The following is a 22868-nucleotide window of genomic DNA, read 5'->3' as shown; positions in this document are numbered from 1 at the left end:
CCACTCGTACCTCAGTCCTTACTGCTCCTGGAGGGCGATGAAACGGGTGAGCAGGTTGCATGCCTGCTCGAAATCCTCCAGGCGCATGGCTTCGTGCGGATTGTGGCTGCCATTCTGGTTGCGCACGAAGATCAGAGCCGCCTTCACGCCGGCATTGGCGAACACGGCCGTATCATGCCCAGCGCCGCTGGCCATCTCGACGAAGCCTATGCCCTCAGCGGTGGCTGTTTCCGCAAGCCCCTGGCGCAGCTCCGGGTCGAGCGGGGCCGGTGTGCTGCCGGTGCGCTCGCCCCACAGGAAGCGCACGCCGCGCTTCTGCTCGATACGGGCGCCCAGGGCCATCAGCTCGGCGTGCAGAAGGTTCAGCGTCTCCACCCGATCGCTCCGCACGTCGAGGCAGAAGCGGGCCTCGCCGGGCACTTTGCTGAAGGCGTGCATCTCAGGATCGGTGCCGACCTCGCCGAAGGTAACGGTGGCGTGGCGGCCGGCCGCCAGCTGCTTGGCCCAGATCTCATCCATGCCGGTGATCAGCTCGGCCAGCGCCACCACCGCGTCCTGCCGGTAGGGCCGCGGCACCGCGCCGGAATGGCCGTAACTGCCGATGCAACGCCCCGTACGGTAGCGGAAGCTGCCGGCGATGCCGGTGACGAGGCCAAGGGGCTTGTCGGCCATCTCCAGCACCGGCCCTTGCTCGATATGGACCTCGATGAAGCCGTGAATGTGCTCAGGGTTGAGGTGGGCCTCGCCTTGACGCACCGCGTCGGGACGCAGGCCCAGCTCAGCCATATGGACGTAAAGACTCAGGCCCGTGTCGCTGCGCGGGGTGTCCAAGAGCTCGCCCGGCAGCAAGCCGAAGGCAGCGCGGCTGCCCAGATAGGAGATGGGGAACCAGGTGCTCTCCTCGGCGCGGATCACCATTACCGTGATGCTTCGATGCGGATCAATGCCAGCGTGCTTGAGCGCCGCGATGGTACAGAGCCCGGCAATCACCCCCGCTGCGCCATCGTAGTTGCCGCCGTGGGGCACGGAGTCGAGATGGGAGCCGATGATCCATTGCGGCAGCTCGGGCTGCCGGCCCGGCAGCGTGAGATAGAGATTTCCGGCCGCATCGACCGCCTGAACGAGGCCGAGATCCCGGCCCACCTGACGCACAAGCCCATGGGCGAATTCCTCGCCCGCACCATAGGCGGCCCGTGTTATGCCGGGCGGGTCCTGCGTCTTCTCGGCGAGCGTCTCGAACAGGCGCCGCGCCAGGTCCATGTCGACGGTCAGCATTTTGCCTCACCTCTCGCACGGCGCTCAACGAAGCGCGGCCAGGCCTGCGGGTCGACCAGATGATCAGGACGCCGGCCTGACAGGACCGCGAGCACCTGTTCTGCGAGCTGTATTGCCGTTCGCTTCAGGGCCGCGCCAGTCGAGCCCGCCGTATGCGGCGTCAGCACCACATTGTCCAGCCTACAGAGTGGAGAATCCGGCAAAAGGGGCTCGCGCGCGAAGACATCGAGTCCGGCCCCGGCAATGTGTCCGGCCGCCAAGGCTTCGGCCAGGGCGGCTTCGTCGACCAAGGCGCCGCGGGCCGTGTTGATGAGAAAGGCTGTGGGTTTCATGAGGCGCAATTCGCGGGCGCCGATCAGCGGGGGCGCGCCGGGTCGGGCCGGAAGATGCAGCGAGACCACATCGCTGGCCTGGAGCAGCGCGTCCACGCTCGCGAAACGCTCGATGCCTTCGGCGGCGAAGACCTCATCAGGCTTGCCGCGGGAATAGGCGCCCACGCGAAAACCGACAGCTTTGGCCAGCCTGGCGGTGGCGCGGCCGATATTGCCCAAGCCGATCACGCCGAAGGTCAGCCCCTCGATCTCGACGAGGCGGGCGCGGTATTTGAAATCGAAATCGCCTGCGCGTGCCGCCCGATCGGCGGGCCCGATCGCCTTGGCGAGATGCAGGGTGAGCGCGATCGCCTGTTCCGCCACCGAGCGCACATTGGCGTATGGCGTGTTGACCACCGGGATGCCCCGTTCGGCGGCGAAATCCACCGCGATCGGGTCGACGCCGATGCCGTGCACGCCGATCACCTCCAGGGCAGGCGCCGTTTCGATCATTGGCCGAGTAATGGCTGCGTTGCGGGTGAGCACGGCGCGACAGTCGCGGATCTCCTCGCGGAGGGCTTCGTGGTCAAGGCTGGAAGCCGTTCGCATCGTAAGGCCGGCGCGGCGTAAGGCTTCGATGCCTGCCAGGTGGATGGGCTGAAGGATGAGGCAACGTCCCTCCATTCCGCGCGCGTGCTCCATCAGATGGTCCTGAGCTTCTCGATGATGCTCAGCTTGACATTCTCGATATGGCCGTGAATGGCGGCACGCGCCGCGTCGCGGTCGTTGCGCCGCAGGGCGTCGATGATGGCGAGATGCTCGCGATGGCCGATCTCGAACCGCTCCGGCACCCGGTCGAGGTTGAACATGTAGGTCTTGACCCGCAGGTCGCGAATGAACTTGGCGAGCACCGCATTGCCGCTGCGGTCGGCAATCATGCAGTGGAAGCGGTTGTCCACGTCCCAGTCGTCCTCGGCGCTGGGTGAAGCGCGTTCCAAAAGCTCGCGGATACCGGCCTCAGCCGCGTCGAGCTCCTCCGCCGGAATGCGGCCGGTGGCCAATGTCACGCTTTCCATTTCCATGATCTGCCGAACATGCAGGGTCTCGATCAGCTCGCGGGTCGAGAACTCCTTCACCACCAGCACACGGCCCGGCTTGCGGATGATGAAGCCTTCACTTTCCAGCCGGTTGAGCGCGTCGCGGACAGGGGTGCGCGACATGTCCAGCTGTTCTGCGAGCCTGCGCTCCTGCAGCACCGAGCCGACCGGGATCTCGTGCTTGAGCAGCCGGTCGAGGATCTCGTTATAGGCGGTCCTGCCGAGACTCTCTGCACGGCCGGCGGGAGGGCTCATCGTGTGGTTTGCTCCGAAAAGTGAAAATGGCCCGGCCGCCGCAGCGGCCGGGTTTGCCTGCTCAGAACTGGCTGCGGATCGGCTCCTTCGGAGCGGGCGAATAGCCCACCAGCGGCTCCGTCAGCTTGGCATAGGTGCCATCGGCGATCATGTCGGCGAGCGCCTTGTTCACGGCGCGGACCAGATTGGGCTTGTCCTTCTTGAAGGGGAAGCCCTTCTGCACATGGCTCACATACTCATCCACCATGACCAGCGGCAGCTTGGAAGCCTGGATCGCATAGGCAGCCGCGATCGAGTCGGTGATCACCGCGTCGATATTGCCGTTCACGAGATCCTGGATCGCATCGGACTCGGCCTTGTAGGTCTTGACCGACGCGCCGAGGCCCTCGGCGATCTTCTGCCAGGTGGTGGCCACCAGCACGCCCACGGTCTTGCCCTTGACGTCGGCCGGCTTTTTGATCGGGCTATCCTTCTGCGTCACGATCCGCCCGCCGGACTCGAGCCAGCCATCGGCGAACAGCACCTGCTTCTGGCGCTCCGGCGTGATGTCCATGGCGGCGCTGGCAAAGTCGTACTGGTCACTCATCAGGCCAACCAGCAGGGACTCCCACTTGATCACCACCGGTACATATTCGAGGCCCAGCCGGCGGGCAATCTCCTTCGCGACCCGGATCTCGAGCCCATCAAGCTGGCCGTCCGGCGTGCGCATGCTGAACGGCGGATAGGTGCCTTCCGTGGCGGCCGACAGCTGGCCGGGTTTGATCAGCTCCAGTTCCTGGGCAGCTGCGGGCTGGATCATAAAGGCGGCGACCAGCGCCGCGGCCATCGATGCAAAGAGCTTCATACGCACCTCCATTCCCCCTCTGTTTCCGCTTGTTGCAGAGCATCCATGAGGCTGGGCGCCGGTTATGTCCATCATGTCACCCGTGCCTCAGGATCCGGTAGCGGCGCGCAGCGCCAGGAGCTCGGCCATGACCGTCGCCGCAAGCAGCGCCGTGGTCTGGGCCGGGCCGTCGTAGAGCGGGTTCAGCTCGACCACGTCGCAGCCGACCAGGTTCACACCGTGCAGCCGGCGCAGAAGATCGAGCGCCTCGCGGGACGAGGGGCCGCCAGCCTCGGGCGTCTGCACGCCTGGGGCGAAGGCCGGGTCGACGAAATCGAGGTCGAAGCTGATATAGGCTGGCCGGCCTGCGGCCCGCTGGGCGATGCGATCTACGACCGCGGGGATTCCCATCTCGAACAGGCCATCGGTGGTGATGACCTCATAGCCCAGGTCGAGCGACTGGCTGACGTCGTTGGTCTGGAACAGCGAGCCCCGCATGCCGATCTGGATCGAGTGCTCGGGCGAGACGAGGTTCTCCTCCACGGCGCGGCGGAAGGGCGTGCCCGCCGAGTAGCGCTTGCCCGCGAAATATTTATCCCAGGTGTCGCTATGGCTGTCGAAATGGATCAATGCCAGCGGGCCATGTCGCGCGGCAACCGCCCGCAGGCCCGGCAGCGAAACGGAATGGTCGCCGCCGATACTGAATGGCGCCACGCCGGCATCCACCAGGCTGCGCAGGGATTCCTCCAGGCGGCCAAGTGACTCCTCCTGGTAGCCCGGAACGACCGATGCGTCGCCCACATCGGCAACGCGGAGACGCTCGAATACATTGATGCCGCGATACGGGTTGATCGGCCGCAGCATCACCGAAATGGCACGCACCGCATTCGGTCCGAAGCGGGCGCCCGTCCGGTATGGCCCGCCCGAGTCGGACGGCAGGCCGATAATGGCCGCATCCAGATTATCGAGAGAGGTGGCCTGTGGCAGGCGCATGAAGGTGGGCACGCCGCAGAAGCGGGGCGTTTCCAGCGAGTTGATCGGCAGCACGCTCGCTGCCCCGGCCGCGTCAGACGTAACGGGCATAGTGACGTTCCAATCGTGTGGCCAGTTGGGACAGGATCGTTGTCATGACCAGATAGATGAGTGCAGTGGCGATGTAGAATTCGAATGGCCGGAAAGTCGTCGCAATAATGGTCTGGGAATAGAGCGTCAGCTCCACCACGGTAATGGTGGAGAGGAGCGACGTATTCTTGAGCGTGGTGATCGCCTCGTTGGTGATCGGCGGCAGGACGATCCTGGAGACCTGCGGCAGGATGATGCGCTTCATGGTCTGATAGCGGCTCATGCCTAAGGCAAGGGAGGATTCCGTCTGGCCCTTGGGTATGGCGGACAGGCCGGCCCGGATGATCTCGGCCACATAGGCGCCGCTGTTGATGCCGAGCGCCAGCACGCCCGCGACGAAGGGCGACAGACGCATCCCCAGCTGCGGGAAGCCGAAATAGACGATGAAGATCTGGATCAGAGTCGGGGTGCCGCGGATGAACCAGATATAGAAGGTGCTCACCTGGCGCAGGACAGGGATGGACGAGAGCTTGCCCAGGGCGGCAATGAGGCCGCAGATCCAGCTCACGATGATGACCAGGGCGGTGATCACCAGCACCAGCCAGGAGGCGTGCAGGAAGCCCGGCACGTAAGGAGCGAAACCCTCCCACCAATCGGAGATCATGGTCATGGATGGGCCCCCATGGTGGCGTGCGCCTCCTCTGCCACATGCTCGTGCAGCACCCGCTTCAGAAATTGGCGCAGGCGCTCGCTTTTCGGCTTGAACAGAACCTCGCGCGGGGGGCCGTCCTCAGCAATCAGGCCACTGTCAAAGAAGACAGTGCGGGTGCTCACATCCCGGGCAAAGCCGATCTCGTGGGTGACGAGGAGCATGGTCATGCCCTCTTCGGCGAGCGCCGCCATGAGCGCGAGCACTTCGCCCACCAGCTCCGGATCAAGGGCGGAGGTCACCTCGTCGAACAGCATCAATTTGGGCGACATGGCAAGCGCCCGAACAATGGCTACGCGCTGCTGCTGGCCGCCCGAGAGATGGGCGGGATAGGCGTTGCGCTTTTCCGCAAGACCGATGCGGCTCAGCAGCCCCTCGGCGGTGGCGACCGCCTCCGCCCGCGGCATCTTCTTCACCTGCATCGGCGCTTCGATGACATTCTCAAGAACCGTCATGTGCGGCCAGAGATTATAGCTCTGGAACACCATGCCGATTTCGCTGCGCAGGGCGGTGAGCTGGCGGGGTGTTGGCCGGCCCTTGTCGGCGCCGAAGTCGAAATTGAAGCGGTCAAACAGGATTTGGCCGGCGGTCGGCACCTCAAGGACATTGAGGCAGCGCAGGAAAGTGCTCTTGCCCGAGCCGCTAGCCCCAATGATGGCGACGACCTCGCCTCGCTGCACATCCAGCGATATGCCTTTGAGCACCTCGTGCGCACCGAAGCTCTTGCGAAGGTCGCGGACGCTGATCAGCGGCCCTGCGCCATCGGGTGCACCGGCCGCAAGCGTCATGAGGACGCCCCCGGCTGGCTGGCGGGCGCGTAGATCTCGATCGTACAGTCCCGCGGTTTGCGGTCCAGGCCGTTGATGGTGGTCACGTCCTGTGGGCAGCAGGAGAATGCGACGACCACATCGGTCTCGGCGCGCAAGGTGACATATGACCCAGGCGCGGACGTTGGGAGGAGCCGGTTCAGGCTGCCGTCCGGATTCACCGAGACATTCATGAACATGTTCAGCGGCGATGGCGTGAAAGGCAGGCTCAAGGACAGTTCGGCCAGGGCCTCGTGCAGGTTGTCGGCACAGCTGCGGTGGTAGCCCTGAACCCCGAGCTGCCGGTAGATGTCGGCATTGCAGGCGCAGAGCAGCGTGTCGTGGTTGCCGGCGGAGGTGTCCTCCACGATCGAGATCAGCGGCCGGCGGTGGTTGCTGACCAGCGCGACGCCCTTGTTCACATAGACCGTGCTGTTGAACGAGCGGAGATTGTCCATGGACAGATGCTCGCTCATATCGCCATCGACGAAAGCCCAAGTATCCACGGCCTGCGTGCCATGGATGTTGATGAGCTTCAGCTGCTGGCCTTCCCGCAGGCGCAATGCCTTGCCATAGCCTGCCGGCAGCGTGAGCCTTTCGATGAGCTGCAGCTCCATGTCCCCGCCCCTTCTTGTTTCTTCACCAGCGTCTTCGGTATACCAGTGGAATGCAAGTGGAATTTTTAGGCAGGGATTGCCCAGCTTTTCATCGTGCTCTGGTGGGAACAAGAGCGGTCGCGGGCTCCTCCTGCATCTGCTATTAGGAGGGCAACCTTCCCGCTCGAGGCACACTGGCTGCGCGCCATGACCGATGGCATCTATCCGTTTCCGCGCTTTCTCGACGCCGGCGAGACCGGGCTCACGATCGAGCTCGGCAATATCGTCAGCGAGGACGTGAACAGCCGGGTGATCCGCTTGAGCGACGCGCTGGCGGAGACCGGACTCGACGGCATAGAGGAGATGGTGCCGACCTACCGGTCGCTGCTCGTGCTCTATGATCCCTTGCGGCTGTCGCGGGATGCGCTGTGCCAGACCGTGCTCGACCTATGGCCAACCGACGAGCGGAACACCAAGCACGCCCGATGCTGGCGTGTTCCCGTGTGCTATGGCGGCGAACATGGGGTTGACCTCGAATTCGTTGCGCAGAGTCACGGGATGACGCCGGAGCAACTGATCGCCTGCCACGCCGGCGCGGAGTACCGCGTCTACATGCTGGGCTTTGCGCCGGGCTTCTCGTATCTCGGAGGCTTGCCAGAAGCCATTCATACCAGCCGCAGGACCGATCCGCGCCTCAAGACGCCACCGCGCACCATTTCGATCGGCGGCATGCAGGCGGCGATCTCGCCGCCCCTGGAGTTGCCCAGCGGCTGGCACCTGCTTGGGCAGACGCCGGTGCGCACCTATGATCCGCGCCGGGCAAGCCAGCCATTCCTGTTCGAGCCGGGCGACCGGGTGCGGTTTACGCCCATCTCGGTGGAGGACTATGAAGACATGTGCGCGGCGGCGGAAGCCGGCGTCGAGGTCGCGGTGGAAGAGAGCGCGCATGGCTGACCACATCTTGATCACTCAGGGTGGTCTGTTCTCGACCCTCCAGGACCGGGGCCGACGCGGCTATCAGCGGTATGGCATTTCCGCCTCGGGCGCCATGGACATGCTCTCCCTGGCCACGGCCAACACGCTGGTCGGCAATCCACTGGACATGGCGGCCATCGAGATGACCTTCACCGGTGTTGCCGCCCGGGTGGATGCGCCGGCATGCCGTGTGAGCATCGCCGGGGCCGAGGGGCCCATCACCGTCAACGGCAAGGCCGCCGATGGGTACACCAGCCTCGATCTCGAACGGGGCGACGTTTTGGAGATCGGGACGTTCAGGACCGGCGTTCGGGCCTATCTCGCGGTGCAGGGCGGCTTCGACATTCCGCCGACCTTAGGCAGCCTCTCCACCCACTCCCGTTCGGGCATTGGTGGCCTCAATGGCCGGGCGCTGATCTCAGGCGATCGCCTGCCGCTGCGGCCGAGCTTGCCGTCAGGTCCACGTCTTGCCCTTCCCCCGCCGCGCCGGCCGGACTGGAGCGGGCCGATACGGGTGGTGCTGGGGCCGCAAGCGGACATGTTCAGCCAGGCGGGGATCGATACCTTTCTCAATTCCACCTATCGCGTGTCGCAGAAGACGGACCGCATGGGCTGCCAGTTGGACGGGCCCTCGATCGCGCATGCGGACGGCTTCAACATCATCTCCGATGGGATTATGAATGGCAGTGTGCAGGTGCCGGGCCACGGCCGGCCGATCGTGCTGCTGGCCGACCGCCAATCGACCGGGGGCTATCCCAAGATCGCGACCGTGATCGAGGCGGACCTGCCGCGCATCGCCCAGCGCAGGCCGGGAGAAGAGATCCGGTTCCAGCAGGTCCCGATCGAGCAGGCGGTGGAGATCACCCGCCAATATCGGGCGCAGCTGCAAGGGATGGCCGACCGTTTGGAACCAGTGGTCGAGGGCGTGTTTGGATTGACGTCCGAACGGCTGCTTGCAGCCAATCTCATCAGCGGCGTTCATTCGGCCTCGGCGCCGGCAGCTCAGGAGTAATGCCATGACCAAGATCGATCTCAATTGCGACATGGGAGAAGGGTTCGGCGTCTACAGGCTGGGTGATGACGCTGCGATGCTAGAGGTGGTCACATCGGCCAACATCGCCTGCGGCTTTCACGCGGGCGATCCGCTGGTCATGGCCCGTACCCTTGCAGGGGCCAAGGCGAATGGCGTTGGCGCGGGTGCTCATCCCGGCTTCCTCGACCTGTGGGGCTTCGGACGGCGCCCAATCCACGGCGAGCGGCCGGCGGATGTGGAGAAGGCGATCATCTACCAGATTGGCGCTTTGCAGGCGCTCGCCCACAGCATCGGCCAGCGGCTCACTCATGTGAAAACCCACGGCTCGCTGGGCAACATGGCGAACGAGGATATCGAGCTTGCCCGGGCCGTGGCCCGTGCGATCAAGGCGGTCGACCCCAATTACATCTTTGTCGTGATGCCGGGCCTGCCGACGGAGCGGGCCGGCGAAGAAATGGGGTTGCGGGTCGCGCGGGAGATCTATGCGGACCGCGCCTATGCGGATAACGGCAACCTGCTGTCGCGCAAGCTGGAGGGCGCCGTCATCCATGACGCGGAGCTCGCGGCCGAGCGCGTTCTGCGCATGGTGGAGGATCAGGAGGTGATGACCGTGTCCGGGAAACGGTTGCCGCTGCGAGTCGACACGATCTGCGTGCATGGCGACACGCCCGGGGCGGTCGCCATGGCGCGGCGGGTTCGGGAACGGCTGGAGGCGGCGGGACACCACCTCGCTCCCATGGGCGACTGGCTCTGAGCCTCAGCCGGCTACAACATGCGCTGCAGCAGGGAGTCTCGGCGCACGAACTGGTGGTAGATGACGCCGCCCATGTGCAGGCAGAACAGGGCGAGGATGGTGTAGCCCAGGAAGATATGCACGCCCATCAGGTATGGCGCGAGGTCCGACTTGCCGATGGGGCTCGGTATGGTCACGGCGCCGAACCATTGCAGGGGAAAGCCGAAAGCATTGGTGGCGAGAAAGCCGAAGATGGGCTGCAGGATCAAGGTCACGTACAGGGATATGTGCACGGTTTTGGCCAGCGCGCGGAAGGCAGGCACCGGCTCTTCCACCTCGGCCGGAATGGGATGGCTCATGCGCACGGCCACCCGCGCCAGCATGAACCACAAGATGAGAAAGCCGAGCGATTCGTGCACGAGGTAGAAGGCCGGCTTGTCGTCCTCCGTCATGAATTTGATGAGAATGCCCGCAGGCAGCACGATCAGCACCAGCAGCGCGACGATCCAGTGCAGCGCCCGTAGGGCGGGATGAAAACGTTCCACCTTCGTTTGCGCCGGAATGGTCGACACGTCGCGATTCCCCAAAGTTTGTCCGATCATATCGGAGTTGCGGGCGGGTCGCCAGATTGCGAGCCGGCAGACCCGATCATGCGCGCCATGGTTTGGGCGACAATGTCGGCTGCGTCGGCAGGCGTGATCCGCACGTGCCGCTCGACCGTCGCTCGCGCTTTGGCCGCCTCGCGCCGCTTCAGCGCCTGGATGATCTCCAAATGTTCGGCCGCGGTATCTCGCCGGCGCCGAGGGTGCTCGATTGCGCATTGCCGGACGAAGCGCAGGCGCAGATTGATATTGCGTATGAGCTTGTCGAGCTCCGCATTGCCGGCGAGCCCGACCAGGGCTTGGTGAAACTGCTCATCCGCCATCGCCAGATCCGGAGCGGACATCTCGTCCATGCGCGCCAGGATCTCCGACCAATGTTGCGCAAGGGCATTGATCGGCTCGTCCCCTGCCCTTTGGCAGGCGCGGGCGGCAGCCACCCCTTCAACTGCCTGGCGCAACTCAGACAAGGCTGTGATTTCGCCCGCCGTGAGACTGCGGCAGAAAAAGCCGCGATTGGGGGCAAAGATGACCAGGCCTTCGGTCGTCAACCGGTTCAGCGCCTCCCGCACCGGCGTCCGGCTCACGCCCAGTTGCGCGGCGAGTTCCACCTCGTTGATGCGCTCGGCTGGCCTGATGGCGAAGTCCGCAAGCCATTCCTGCAGGGTGGCGTAAACCCGGTCGACCACGTCTGCGCTACGCTTGCACACCGTCATGACCACGCCCCCGCAATCCGCGCGTGCATAGCACGGATTCGTTGCGGAATGACCCTGTAGACACTTCTAAATCCAATCTGTAGTCTCAACGCTATCTCGCGTGGCATCGTGCTCGAAGTCTTCCCAACGCAGGAGGATCGGAATGGCCACCTATAGCGTAAATCCCGGCAGCCGCAGCGGCGGACATGCCATTGGCATTCTTCAGCTCGACTGCCTGCTGCCCTTCATTCCCGGCGATGTGGACAACGCCAGCACCTATCGCTACCCCGTCATCTACAAGGCGGTGCCTGGGCTTACGACGGCCGCGTGCCTGTCGGGCGCACCGGAGTTCGCCTCGCAGGTGGCCGCCGCCGCCGTGGAGCTGGAGAAGCAGGGGGTGCGCGGCATTTCCAGCGATTGCGGCTTCATGCTGCAGTTCCAGGATGCGGTGCGCGAGGCGGTGCGCATCCCCGTCGCCATGTCGAGCCTGCTGCAGCTGCCGACGGTTGCGGCCATGCTCGCGCCGACCCAGCCGATCGCGGTGATCACGGCGGACTCCTCCAATCTCACGCCGGATTTCCTGGCCCGCGCCGGCATCGGGGTGCCCAACCCGCTCGTGATCCGCGGGCTTCAGGACCGGCCGGAGTTCAAGCGTGCGGTGTTCGACGAGGCCGGCGGTATCGATTCCGACCTGGTGACCGAGGAGGTGGTCGCGGTGACCCGGGAGATCATGGCCGAGCACCCCGATGTGGGCGCCGTGCTGCTGGAATGCTCGATGACCCCGCCCTATGCCAAGGCTGTACAGGATGCGGTGGGATTGCCCGTGTTCGATTTCGTGACCATGATCAACCAGCTGGAAGCGGCGACCCGGCCGCCGGCTTACGCCCATCTCCAGTGAACCGCTCGACTCGGAGCCTGTCTCATGCCGGTTTACCCCTCGCGGCCGCGGAAGGGCAGCTATGGCTATCCCGTGGGCGTGATCACGCTCGATGAGGACGCGGTATTCGCGCCGGGTCATGTGGCGCATGCGGAGAGCTACGACTTCCCGGTCTATTACTGCACGGCCGCCGGCGCCGCCACGGCCGGCGTGGCCCGGGGCGATGCGGCGCTGGAAGATGCGGTCCTTGCCGCGGCACGCGCGCTCGAGCTGCGCGGCGTGCGGGCCATCACCGGCGCTTCCGGGCTCCTGATCCATTACCAGGAAGCGGTGGCCCGCGCCGCCAAGGTGCCGGTGCTGCTGTCGAGCCTGTCGCAGCTGCCGTTCATCTCGATGCTGCTCGCAAGGCACCGGTCGATCGGAGTAATCACGGCGGATGCCTGCTTGCTCGGCAACCGCACGCTGGCGCTGAGCGGCATCGATGCCCAGCGCAAGGTGATGGTGCACGGCATGGAGACGGCCGCGCATTTCCGCGCCTCCGTGCTCGGCCATGACGAGCCGATGGATCCGGACCGCATCGAGCAGGAGATCGTCGCCGCGGCACGCGACATGGTGCGGGCCGACGCCGATCTCGGTGCCTTCCTGCTGGAATCCGCGATGATGCCCGCCTATTCTGCGGCGGTGAACCGGGCGACCGGGCTGCCGGTGTTCGATTACATGACCATGATCCGGCAGCTCAAGCACGCAACACACCAGCCTGCCTATACCGGCTACTACTGAGCGTTCCATGCGCCTTTAGAGCCGAACCACTGCGGAGCCGCACATGGAATTTCGACGCCTGGGTCGAACAGATCTTATGATCGCGCCGCTGGTGCTCGGCGGCAATGTCTTCGGCTGGACCATCGACGAGAATGCCAGCTTCGCCGTGCTGGACGCCTTTGTGGATGCGGGCTTCAACGCCATCGACACGGCGGATTCGTATTCGCGCTGGAAGCCCGGAAACCAAGGCGGCGAATCCGAGACGATCATCGGCAAGTGGCTGAAAGCCAATCCGGGCAAGCGGGACAAGGTGCTGATCTTCACCAAGGTCGCGTCCGACATGGGCGAGGGCCGGAAAGGCCTGTCGCGGCGCTGGATCATGCAGGCGGTCGAGGACTCCCTGCGGCGTCTGCAGGTCGACGTCATCGATCTCTACCAGTCGCACTGGCCGGACCCGGACACGCCTTACGAAGAGACCCTTGCCGCCTATGCCAGCCTGCTGCAGCAGGGCAAGGTGCGGGCGATCGGCGCGTCCAATCTGGACGCACAGCAGCTTGCGAATGCGCTGGCCGTGGCCCGTGACAAGGGTCTGCCGCGGTATGAGACTTTGCAGCCCCGCTACAACCTCTATGACCGGAGCGCGTTCGAGGGGCCGTTATGCGATCTGGTGGTGAGGGAAGATCTCGGGGTCATCAGCTATTACGGACTGGCATCGGGCTTCCTCACCGGCAAATACCGGTCGCCGGCCGATCTTGCCCAGAGCCGGCGCGGCGAGGCCGTGGGCAAATATCTCAATGCGCGCGGCGAGCGCATCCTCAAGGCGCTGGACGAGGTTTCGGCCCGCCATGGCGCCAAGCCGGCCGAGGTTGCCCTGGCCTGGCTTCTCACCCGCAAGGGGGTAACGGCGCCCATTGCCAGCGCCACCAGCCCCGAGCAGCTGGCGAGCCTGGTTAAGTCGGCCACGCTGAAGCTTGACCCAGAAGACATCCAGGCGCTCGACCAGGCGAGTGCCTGAGACATCAGCGCGGCTTGGCCGTGAGGATCTCGCGCTTGCCGGCGTGGTTCGCGGGGCCGACGATGCCCTCGTTCTCCATCTGCTCCATGATTGAGGCGGCGCGGTTATAGCCGATCTTGAGCCGGCGCTGGATATAGGAGGTCGAAGCCTTGCGGTCGCGCAGCACCACCGCCACCGCCTGCTCGTAGAGGTCGCCGCTGTCCTCGCCGAACATGCCCTTGTCGAACACCGCGTCATCATCGTCGCCCGCGGGGCTGCTTGCCGGGGCATCGTCATCATCCTCGTCGGAGGTGACCGCATCGAGATATTCGGGCCGGCCCTGGCGCTTGAGGTGGTCCACCACCTTCTCCACCTCGGCGTCGGAGACAAAGGGCCCATGCACGCGCATGATGCGCCCGCCGCCGGCCATGTACAGCATGTCGCCCTGGCCCAGCAGCTGTTCGGCCCCCATCTCGCCGAGAATGGTGCGGCTGTCGATCTTCGAGGTCACCTGAAAGCTGATGCGGGTGGGGAAATTGGCCTTGATCGTGCCGGTGATCACGTCGACCGACGGGCGCTGGGTGGCCATGACAATATGGATGCCGGCCGCCCGCGCCATCTGGGCGAGGCGCTGGATGGCGCCCTCGATCTCCTTTCCGGCGACCATCATCAGGTCGGCCATTTCGTCCACGATCACCACGATATAAGGCAGCGCTGTGAGATCCATCTCCTGCTCCTCGAAGAGCAGCTCGCCGGTCTCGCGGTCGACGCCGGTCTGGATGCGGCGCACGATGGTCTCGCCCTTGGCGCGCGCCTCCGCCAGTCTGGCGTTGAAGCCATCTATGTTGCGCACGCCGAGATGAGACATCTTGCGGTAGCGATCCTCCATCTCGCGCACCGCCCATTTGAGCGCCACGACCGCCTTCTTGGGATCGGTCACCACCGGGGTGAGCAGATGCGGAATGCCCTCGTAAACGGAGAGCTCCAGCATCTTGGGGTCGATCATGATCAGGCGGCAGTCCTCCGGCTTGTGCCGGTAGAGCAGCGACAGGATCATGGTGTTGATGGCCACCGATTTGCCGGAACCGGTGGTGCCGGCCACCAGCAGATGGGGCATGCGGGCGAGATCGGCGATGACGGGTTCGCCGCCAATGGTCTTGCCGAGGCACAGGCCGAGCTTGGCCGTGGCTTCGGCAAAGTCGGGGCTGGACAGCAGTTCCCTGAGCCAGACCGTCTCGCGGCGCTGGTTTGGCAGCTCGATGCCGATGATGTTACGGCCTTCGACCACCGCCACCCGGGCCGAAACCGCGCTCATCGACCGTGCGATATCGCTGGAGACCGAGATGACGCGGCTGAGCTTGGTGCCGGGCGCCGGCTCAAGCTCGTAAAGGGTGACCACCGGGCCGGGATTGGCGTCGATGATCTCACCCTTCACCCCGAAATCGTGCAGGGTGCGCTGCAGGCGCTCCGATGTATCCTCGAGATAGCGCTCGGAGAGCTCGTAGCAGGGCTCGCTGGCCGGCGGTAGGGCAAGCAGCGACAGAGACGGAAATTCGTATTCCCCATTCGCGTGATCCGGCGGCAAGTCCCGCTCAAACGCCTGCTGCCCGGGGAACGGTGCGCGGGCCGGTTTGGCGGCAGCGGCTGGCCGGGCCGGCGCGGGCGGCACCACCTGTGCCGGCGGGCTGCTCGGCGCGCGTACGATCGGCACCGGCGGGATGGCGCTCGGATGCACCGGCGCTGCATCGGCCACTGCTTGCTGTGGCACGGCAGGCGGTACAGGCGCCGGCATGGGCGCGTGAGTGGATGCGGCCGGCCGCGGCTGTGGCTCCTCCACCGGCGCGATCGGCGGGCTGACCGGCCCAAAGGGAGACCATGAGAATGAGGCCCGCAAGCTGAACACGGGGGAACCGGGAGGCGTGGCCAGCAGGGTAGCGGGCTCCCTCGCCTCCTCGGCCGCCTCCCGCATATCCGCATCTTGTCCGGCCGTTTCATCCGGAGCGACATCCGCCTCGGCATCGGCCGGCGGCGGCAGGGCATCGTCCTGATTGGCTGGTGCGAACGCGATCTCCGCCCAATTCGAGGGGCTCGGCTCGCCGGTTCGTGCCGGCGCCGGGCACTCCCCGTCCGGCATCTCGTCGAACGCGATCAGATCATCCTCGGCCGTCTCGTCGCGCAGGGTTGGCTCGTAAGTATCGGCTGGTGCGCCCGGCGCCGGCGGCTGGCGCGACTTCAGCAGATAGTCCGGCGTGCGCGTGAAGCGCGCATTTGCCCCGCGCGAGAATTGCTGAAGCCAGCTCGGTACGGGGGCCGAGCCGAGCAGCACCTCGTCAAGCTTGCTTCTGCCGGTCTTGGGCGGCGCTTTTGGTAGGGGCTGCCCGCCCGGTGAAGGATGTTGGCTGACGGTCCGGCGTGAGAAATCGTAGACAGTAAAAGGCCGTGTGGAAGAACGCATGATTACTCGCCAGACTTCAGAAGGGTCGATCGCCCCGATTCCATCCCCCTGTTGGATAGCAAGGCCAGCGTTAACGAAGAGTGTGAGCGGGACGAAATCGACCGCCTCGGATGCGGGCCCGGGCGTCAGCGAACGCCGTTATCCCCAGTCTCGCTGGTTGGCTTGAGCTTTTGCTCGGCTTCCTCGGTGGGCTGCGAGGTGAAGCCCTCCAGCGGCCCGACATCGATGGCGTCGCGCTCAATCTCGACGGGGCTGCGGACATAGGCGGTCACCAGCTCGGCCACGGAGCGCAGAGCATGCATATGGATGCGCTCATAGCCATGGCTGGCATCGAGCCCAAACGTGATGAGCGCCGTGCGCACGTCGTGCCCCGCCACGATTGCCGAGGCGCTGTCGGACCGGTAGAAGCGGAAGATGTCCTGCTGATAGCGGATATCCTCATCGCGGCACAGGCGTATGAGTTTCTGGGTGAGGTGATAATCGAAGGGGCCGCTCATATCCGCCATGGCGATGGTCGCGCCAAATTCCCGGCTGTTCTGGCCCGGTGCGGACGTGCCGTTGTCGACCGTCACCATGGAGGCGATGTCGCCAGTGAGCACGGCGGCAGCCCCAACTCCCACCTCCTCGGATATGGTGAAGACGAAGAAGGTGTCGACGGGCAGCGCCTCCTGGCTCTCCATCACCGCCTTGAGCGCGGCGAGCAAGGCCGCGACACCCGCCTTGTCGTCGAGGTGGCGCGAGACGATGAAGCCGTTCTCCAGGAACTCGGGCTGTGGATCGATGGCCACGATGTCGCCGATGGCGATCCCTAGCGCCGCCAGATCCTTCTCGTTGCGCGCATAAGCATCTACGCGCAGCTCCACGTGGTCCCAGCCGGCGGGCTGGCTGTCGACCGCATCGCCATAGGCATGGCCGGAGGCCAGGAGCGGCAGAATGCTGCCGCGGTAAGCGCCGCGCTCGGCAAAGATCGTGCAGCGGGCGCCCTCGGCAAACCTGGCCGACCAGGTGCCGATCGACACCAGGGCCAGGCGCCCGTTCTCCTTGAGCGCACGCACCTGCGCGCCGAGCGTATCCAGATGGGCGACCAAGGCGCGGGCCGGCCGCCGATGCTCGCCGCGCACCACGGCGCGTATGGCGCCGCGCCGGGTGATCTCGAAGGGAATGCCGAGCCGCTCCAACTCTGCGCAGCAGGCGCGAACGACATTGTCGGTGTAGCCTGACGGACTCGGTATCGCGAGGAGGCGCTCCAGCACATCCGCGAGATAGCCGATATCAATCCTCATCCGGAGCATGCCTCGCCGGTCCACGTGGCGCGGGCCGATGCTGGCATCGAGTGCGGAAACAGCAAGTCGATGAACCGCTGCGCCGTGGGCTGCGGTTCGTGATTGGCCAGCCCCGGGCGCTCATTGGCCTCGATGAACACATAATCCGCTTCATAAGGGCTCTGCACCACGAAGTCGATCCCCGTGACCGGAATTTCGATGGCGCGGGCTGCGCGGATGGCCGCATCGACCAGATCGGGATGCACGTGGTCGGTCACGTCGTGGATGGTGCCGCCCGTGTGGAGATTGGCGGTGCGCCGCACGACCACCTCCCGGCCGGCCTCGAGAACGCTGTCGAAGGAGACGCCGGCCTCGGCCAGGCAGCGCTCCGTCTCCTCGTCCGTCGGGATGCGGGACTCACCGCCCGTGGCGGCCGCCCGCCGCCGGCTCTGGCGCTCGATGAGGTCGCGCACGGAGGTGTGACCATCGCCGATGATGTGGGCAGGGCGCCGGATCGCGGCCGCCACCAGCTTGTAATCGATCACCACCAAGCGCAGGTCGCTGCCCTCCACATATTCCTCGATCAGCACGCGATCGCTGAAGGTGCGGGCCAGCTCGATCGCCTTCATGATGGCATCGGAATCGCTCAGGCCGACGGTGACCCCCTTGCCTTGCTCGCCCTTGGCGGGCTTTACGACAACCTGGTCATATCTCGCGAGAAAGCTTTCCAGCGCTTCCATGTCGCCCGCGATGATCTGATCGGGCACCCTCACGCCGGCACGCGCCACCACGCGTCGGGTGACCGTCTTGTCGTCGCAGATCGACATGGCGACCGCGGAGGTGAGCTCGCTCAAGCTTTCTCGGCAATGAATGGAGCGCGCGCCGTAGGTGAGCCGGAAGAACCCGGCATCCGCATCGGTGATCTCGACGAGAATGCCGCGGCGGCGGGCTTCGTCGACGATCAGCCGCGCATAGGGGTTCAGCCGCGCTTCGTCCGGCGGCGGTGGGGCGAACAGCGCCTCGTTGATGGGATTCTTGCGCTTCACGGCAAAGCAGGGCACCCGGACGAAACCGAGCTTCTCGTAAAGCGCGATGGCCTGCTCGTTATCGTGCAGCACCGAGAGATCGAGCCATGGTGCGCCGCGTGCCTGGAACTGCTCCGCCAGATGGCGGACCAGCGCTTCGCCCACGCCCGGCCTGGTGGCCTGGGGGTCAACGGCGAGGCACCAGAGCGACGAGCCCTCGATGCCGCTGCCAGGACCGCCGATGCGCGCGTGATCGACGCCCGTCACCGTGCCGATGACGCGGCCGGTATGGACGTCCTCGGCGACCAGATGGATCAGCGCCCTGTTCCTGCGTGCGCGCGACAGGAAGAATTCCGGCCGCACCGGCACCATTTTCCGGCTGAGATAGATGTTGTTCACCGCATCCGCATCCTCACGGGAAGACAGGCGGCGGATCATAATGCCGCGCGGCTTGGCCGCTGCTTGCCGGTAGGTGGCCAGATCGAGCCGATAGGTATGGGAGGGGTCGAGGAACAGCTCCTGCGGCGCTGCCGCCACGACGACGTGAGGATCGCGGATATAGACGGCGATATCCCGCTGCTCCGGCCTCTCCAGGCGCAGTGCCTCGACGAGCGCCTCGGTGGTTTCGAATGTGGGAGCAAAGAGCAGCCGCCCCCAGCCGCAATCGAGCGCCACATTGCGCGGGCCCTCTTCCGGGCCATGGTCGAGCGGCGGAACCAGGCCCGTGTCCCGAAAGCGGTTCAAGCGATGCGCCATCATGGCGCGCGACCAGCTTTTCCGGTCTCGCCTCGTCTGTTCTCCCATCATGATATCGCCCAGCCCTTGGTCAGATTGCGTTGGCCTGCAGCCACATTTCAAGCAACGCCGCCTGCCACAGCTCCGATCCGCGAAGCGGCGTTATGTGGCCCTTGGGATCCTCGAACAGCGCCGCGAGGTAGTCCTGCCGAAACAGTCCGCGGTTCCGGGCAGCCTCCGACGTCAGGGCGTCCCGGGCGAGCTCGAGATAGGGCCCTTCCAGGTACTTCAGCGCCGGAACCGGGAAGTAGCCCTTCGGCCGGTCGATGACTTCCGCCGGGATGACCGTGCGCGCGACGTCCTTGAGAATGCCCTTGCCGTTGTCGCGGAGCTTGTGACGCGCCGGAATCCGCGCCGCGAGCTCCACCAGGTCGTGGTCCAGGAACGGCACCCGCGCCTCGAGGCCGGCGGCCATGGTCATGTTGTCCACCCGCTTGACCGGATCGTCGACCAGCATGACGGTGGTGTCGAGGCGCAGTGCCTTGTCCACCGCGTCGGTCGCCCTGGGCAGCGCGAAATGCGCCTCGACGAACTCGCGGGCCGCATCGCCGTTGACCAGCGCCGGCGAGACCTGGCGGGCGAAGGTCGCGTGATCGCGATCGAAAAAGGCGCGGGCATACTCGTCGGCCGGCGCATTCGAATTCGCCAGCGGCGGATACCAGTGATAGCCGCCGAACACCTCGTCGGCGCCCTGCCCGCTCTGCACCACCCGTACATGCTTCGCCACTTCCTGAGAGAGCATGTAGAAGGCGACGTTGTCGTAGGAGACCATTGGCTCCGACATGGCCCTGATGGTCGCGGGCAAGGCCGCCAGCAGCTTTTCCGACGGCACGAAGATCTTGGTGTGGTCCGTGCCGAAGCGTTCGGCGATCAGGTCGGAATAGATGAACTCGTCGCCGGATTCCTGGTTGGCGGCCTCGAAGCCGATGGAGAAGGTTTTCAGCCCTTTCTGCCCGAGCCTATTGAGCAGACCTACGATGAGACTTGAATCGACGCCCCCCGAAAGGAGCACGCCCACCGGCACGTCGGCAATCATCCGCCGACGCACCGCTTCGGTGAGCGAGGCCGCCAGCAACTCGCGCCATTCCTCCGCCGGGCGCTCGATGTCCTCCGCGGATCGTTCGAAGGACAGCACCCAATAGGTATGGTCGCGGGAAGTCCCGTCCGGTTCGATGATGCGAACGGTCGCCGGGGGCAGTTTCCGCACACCCTTGAGGATCGTGTAGGGTGCCGGCACGACCGCGTGAAAGGTCATATAGGCCTGAAACGCCACCGGGTCGATGCTCGTGTCGATGTTCTCGCGCTCCGCTGCCAGAAGCGCGGGAAGCGAGGAGGCGAAGCGCAGGCCCGCCGGCGTTTGCGCGACATAGAGCGGCTTGATGCCGAGCCGGTCGCGCGCGAGCACGAGCCGGCCGCTCTCCCGCTCGATGATGGCGATGGCGAACATGCCGGTAAGCCGTTCGGCGAAACGCTCGCCCCACGCGTGATAGGCCTTCAGCACCACTTCGGTGTCGCCCTGGGAGAAGAACCTGTAGCCCTTGCCCTCCAGTTCCGCCCGCAGCTCCCGATAGTTGTAGATGCAGCCGTTGAACACGATGCTCAGCCCCAGGTCAGGGTCGGTCATCGGCTGCTCGGAGCGGGGCGACAGATCAATGATCTGCAGGCGGCGGTGGCCCAGTCCCCACCGCCCACGCGCGATAACGCCTTGCGAATCAGGACCACGCTGCTCCAGCGCGGCAGTCATTCTATCGATGGACGAAAGCGGTATTGGCCTGTTGTCGAAGGTTATCTCGCCGCAAATACCGCACATCGGTGACGTGTCTCCCGATTCTGTCAAATAAATCAAAGCGTCAGGACAGAAGAGCCCAGCCGCTGCTAAAAACGCCTGATCGCCAATTGGTTCCAAAAACGGGCGATCGACTGTTGATTTTGCCCCTCAGGGGCCAGATAGACCGGCGGGGAAATACCGGCTGATCTCTAGAACAACCTAGAGGCGATGGCGAATGTTAACGGCCGGTGACGCAAAGGTCAATTCCGAAGGGCCGGATTGGGTGCGGCACTGGATCAGACCGCGTGACGTGCGATGATCGCATCAACCGCCACGGCCTGCCCGCCGGCGCCGTAGCAGAGGTGGCGGTCGGCGCCGAGGCGCGCGGCGCAGAAACTGTCGGCAATGGCTGAAGGCGCATGGCGCATCAGGAGCGATGCCTCGAGTACCACCGCCATCTGCTCGGCGGTTGCCCGGGCTTGCCCCTCTTCCGAGCTTGCCCGCGATAGGCCGTTCACGAGTTCGTCGATCGCCCCGTCCAGCCGGGTGTTACCGCCGCGCGCTTGCTCCACCTCTTCCAGATAGGCCACGCGGGCGACGGGCTCGCGCGCGAGGGTGCGCAGGATGTCGAGGGCGATGACGTTGCCCGAGCCCTCCCAGATGGCATTCACCGGGGCTTCCCTGTAGAGCCGGGGCATAGGTCCTTCCTCGATATAGCCGGCCCCGCCCAGGCACTCCATGCATTCATAGACGAAGTTGGGGGCGCGCTTGGTCAGCCAGAACTTGGCCAGGGCCACCGACAGCCGGGAAAAGGCGCGGCCTTCCTCATCGGTCGCATCGAAGCTGCGCGCTACGCGCATCGCCAGCGCCACCGCCGCCTCGTAATCCAGGGCGAGATCGGCGATCACAGCGCGCATGGCAGGCTGGTCGATCAAGCGCTTTTGGAAGGCGCGGCGGTGCTCCACATGGTGGATCGCCTGGGCCAGTGCCATGCGCATGATACCAAGGGTGCTGCCGATGGTGCCCAGGCGCGTGTGGTGCACCATATCGATGATCACCTTGATGCCCTGGCCCTCTTCGCCCAGCAGCTCGGCATAGGCCTCGTGATATTCGATCTCGGCGGAGGCATTGGAGCGGTTGCCGAGCTTGTCCTTGAGCCGCATGAGCTGGATGCCATTGCGCTCGCCGTCGGGCGTGATGCGCGGCACGAGGAAGCAGCTCAATCCCGCATCGGTCTGGGCGAGCGTGAGGAAGCCGTCGCTCATGGGGGCCGAGCAGAACCATTTGTGGCCGTAAAGGGAGAAAGCGCGACGGCGGGCCTCGATCGGATAGGCGCGCGTCTCGTTCGCCCGTACGTCGCTGCCACCCTGCTTCTCGGTCATGGCCATGCCGATGGTGATGCCGCTCTTCTCGGCAATCGGGCGCAGGGGCGGGTCGTAGCTGCCGCCCAGCAGCTTCTCCGTCCACTCCGCCGTCACATCCGGCTGCCGCCGCAGGGCCGGCACGCTGGCATAGGTCATGTTGACGGGACACATGACGCCGGCCTCGGCCTGGGTGAACAGGGCAAGGAGGGCCAGATGCGCCACATGCCCGCCCGGGCGGTTCGCGGTCCAGGCGATGTCGTGGATCCGGTGCGCCATGGCGAGCTGCATGAGCGCGTGATAGGCGGGATGGAAGCTCATCTCGTCGATGCGCCGCCCGAAACGATCGAAGGCGCGCAGCTCGGGCGGGTGCCGGTTCGCAGCCACCCCCCAGCTCATCACCTCTTCGGAGCCGACCTCCTCGCCGAGTGTCGACAAGGGCTGCTCCAGCCAGTCGCCTCCTTCCCGCAGGGCTGCCGCCCGGAATACCGGATCCGTGGTGAACAGGTTGCGGTCGGAAAGCTCCGGCGGCTGGTTCGACACCACATGGGTTTCGAGATCGGTCTTCGGCGCGAACAGCATGACAGCCTCCGGCGGTCAGCC

General features: G+C 65.4%; 21 protein-coding genes. 6 read left to right on the top strand and 15 right to left on the bottom strand.

Annotation, left to right across the window (positions count from 1 at the left end; translation table 11 throughout):
• Positions 1-18 precede the first annotated feature (18 nt).
• The 8 genes from E4P09_RS06475 to E4P09_RS06440 form a co-directional block, all read right to left on the bottom strand.
• Positions 19-1275 (bottom strand): Zn-dependent hydrolase, encoded by a 1257-nt coding sequence (locus E4P09_RS06475; RefSeq protein WP_137388705.1) that lies wholly within the window; start codon positions 1273-1275, stop codon positions 19-21.
• Positions 1269-2288: a hydroxyacid dehydrogenase gene (locus E4P09_RS06470; RefSeq protein WP_239025040.1), complete on the bottom strand. Its 1020-nt coding sequence runs from the start codon at positions 2286-2288 to the stop codon at positions 1269-1271. Before E4P09_RS06470 ends, E4P09_RS06475 begins: the two co-directional genes overlap by 7 nt.
• Positions 2288-2938 (bottom strand): GntR family transcriptional regulator, encoded by a 651-nt coding sequence (locus E4P09_RS06465; RefSeq protein WP_137388704.1) that lies wholly within the window; start codon positions 2936-2938, stop codon positions 2288-2290. Before E4P09_RS06465 ends, E4P09_RS06470 begins: the two co-directional genes overlap by 1 nt.
• A gap of 61 nt (positions 2939-2999) precedes the next feature.
• Positions 3000-3782: a transporter substrate-binding domain-containing protein gene (locus E4P09_RS06460; RefSeq protein WP_137388703.1), complete on the bottom strand. Its 783-nt coding sequence runs from the start codon at positions 3780-3782 to the stop codon at positions 3000-3002.
• 87 nt (positions 3783-3869) lie between these two features.
• Positions 3870-4844 (bottom strand): agmatinase, encoded by a 975-nt coding sequence (speB, locus tag E4P09_RS06455; RefSeq protein ID WP_137388702.1) that lies wholly within the window; start codon positions 4842-4844, stop codon positions 3870-3872.
• Positions 4828-5493, bottom strand: coding sequence for an amino acid ABC transporter permease (locus E4P09_RS06450; protein WP_239025039.1), 666 nt, complete (start codon positions 5491-5493; stop codon positions 4828-4830). The genes speB and E4P09_RS06450 overlap by 17 nt, the downstream gene beginning before the upstream one ends.
• The gene (locus E4P09_RS06445; protein WP_137388701.1) at positions 5490-6320 is read right to left on the bottom strand and encodes an amino acid ABC transporter ATP-binding protein; all 831 of its coding nucleotides are present in this window, start codon (positions 6318-6320) and stop codon (positions 5490-5492) included. Before E4P09_RS06445 ends, E4P09_RS06450 begins: the two co-directional genes overlap by 4 nt.
• Positions 6317-6955, bottom strand: coding sequence for a DUF1989 domain-containing protein (locus E4P09_RS06440; protein ID WP_137388700.1), 639 nt, complete (start codon positions 6953-6955; stop codon positions 6317-6319). Before E4P09_RS06440 ends, E4P09_RS06445 begins: the two co-directional genes overlap by 4 nt.
• Before the next feature lie 186 nt (positions 6956-7141).
• Here E4P09_RS06440 and pxpB point away from each other — a divergent pair, with 186 nt between their 5' ends.
• Genes pxpB through E4P09_RS06425 form a run of 3 tightly spaced genes read left to right on the top strand, consistent with a single transcriptional unit; the run spans position 7142 to position 9696 of the window.
• Positions 7142-7888, top strand: a complete 747-nt coding sequence (pxpB, locus tag E4P09_RS06435) for a 5-oxoprolinase subunit PxpB (protein WP_137388699.1) — start codon at positions 7142-7144, stop codon at positions 7886-7888.
• Positions 7881-8921 (top strand): 5-oxoprolinase subunit C family protein, encoded by a 1041-nt coding sequence (locus E4P09_RS06430; RefSeq protein WP_137388698.1) that lies wholly within the window; start codon positions 7881-7883, stop codon positions 8919-8921. Before pxpB ends, E4P09_RS06430 begins: the two co-directional genes overlap by 8 nt.
• A 4-nt stretch (positions 8922-8925) precedes the next feature.
• Complete coding sequence (locus E4P09_RS06425; protein WP_137388697.1) at positions 8926-9696, top strand: LamB/YcsF family protein; 771 nt, start codon at positions 8926-8928, stop codon at positions 9694-9696.
• A gap of 11 nt (positions 9697-9707) precedes the next feature.
• Here the strand turns inward: E4P09_RS06425 and E4P09_RS06420 are convergent, their stop codons facing one another.
• Both E4P09_RS06420 and E4P09_RS06415 read right to left on the bottom strand, forming a co-directional pair.
• On the bottom strand, positions 9708-10247 hold the full coding sequence (locus E4P09_RS06420) for a cytochrome b (RefSeq protein WP_239025038.1): 540 nt from the start codon (positions 10245-10247) through the stop codon (positions 9708-9710).
• Between the two features lie 26 nt (positions 10248-10273).
• The gene (locus tag E4P09_RS06415) at positions 10274-10990 is read right to left on the bottom strand and encodes a GntR family transcriptional regulator (protein ID WP_137388695.1); all 717 of its coding nucleotides are present in this window, start codon (positions 10988-10990) and stop codon (positions 10274-10276) included.
• Between the two features lie 142 nt (positions 10991-11132).
• Between E4P09_RS06415 and E4P09_RS06410 the strand changes: the two genes are divergently transcribed.
• Genes E4P09_RS06410 through E4P09_RS06400 form a run of 3 tightly spaced genes read left to right on the top strand, consistent with a single transcriptional unit; the run spans position 11133 to position 13620 of the window.
• Positions 11133-11867 (top strand): aspartate/glutamate racemase family protein, encoded by a 735-nt coding sequence (locus tag E4P09_RS06410; RefSeq protein ID WP_137388694.1) that lies wholly within the window; start codon positions 11133-11135, stop codon positions 11865-11867.
• 24 nt (positions 11868-11891) lie between these two features.
• On the top strand, positions 11892-12626 hold the full coding sequence (locus E4P09_RS06405) for an aspartate/glutamate racemase family protein (protein ID WP_137388693.1): 735 nt from the start codon (positions 11892-11894) through the stop codon (positions 12624-12626).
• A gap of 43 nt (positions 12627-12669) precedes the next feature.
• Complete coding sequence (locus E4P09_RS06400; RefSeq protein WP_137388692.1) at positions 12670-13620, top strand: aldo/keto reductase; 951 nt, start codon at positions 12670-12672, stop codon at positions 13618-13620.
• 4 nt (positions 13621-13624) lie between these two features.
• On the opposite strand, the gene E4P09_RS06395 is transcribed toward E4P09_RS06400, so the two are convergent.
• From E4P09_RS06395 to E4P09_RS06375, 5 genes are all read right to left on the bottom strand, one after another.
• Positions 13625-16054, bottom strand: coding sequence for a DNA translocase FtsK (locus tag E4P09_RS06395; protein WP_137388691.1), 2430 nt, complete (start codon positions 16052-16054; stop codon positions 13625-13627).
• Between the two features lie 125 nt (positions 16055-16179).
• On the bottom strand, positions 16180-17346 hold the full coding sequence (locus E4P09_RS06390) for an osmoprotectant NAGGN system M42 family peptidase (protein WP_137388690.1): 1167 nt from the start codon (positions 17344-17346) through the stop codon (positions 16180-16182).
• Positions 17334-19148, bottom strand: coding sequence for an N-acetylglutaminylglutamine synthetase (gene ngg, locus E4P09_RS06385; RefSeq protein ID WP_137388689.1), 1815 nt, complete (start codon positions 19146-19148; stop codon positions 17334-17336). Before ngg ends, E4P09_RS06390 begins: the two co-directional genes overlap by 13 nt.
• 19 nt (positions 19149-19167) lie before the next feature.
• Positions 19168-20946: an N-acetylglutaminylglutamine amidotransferase gene (locus tag E4P09_RS06380; RefSeq protein WP_137388688.1), complete on the bottom strand. Its 1779-nt coding sequence runs from the start codon at positions 20944-20946 to the stop codon at positions 19168-19170.
• Between the two features lie 254 nt (positions 20947-21200).
• Positions 21201-22847, bottom strand: a complete 1647-nt coding sequence (locus E4P09_RS06375; protein ID WP_137388687.1) for an acyl-CoA dehydrogenase family protein — start codon at positions 22845-22847, stop codon at positions 21201-21203.
• Positions 22848-22868 lie beyond the last annotated feature (21 nt).

The organism is Rhodoligotrophos defluvii (genome assembly GCF_005281615.1).
In the GTDB taxonomy this organism is placed as follows: Bacteria; Pseudomonadota; Alphaproteobacteria; order Rhizobiales; family Im1; genus Rhodoligotrophos; species Rhodoligotrophos defluvii.
The sequence above is the reverse complement of the archived record's forward strand: the minus strand, read 5'-3'. Positions and strand labels throughout refer to the sequence as shown.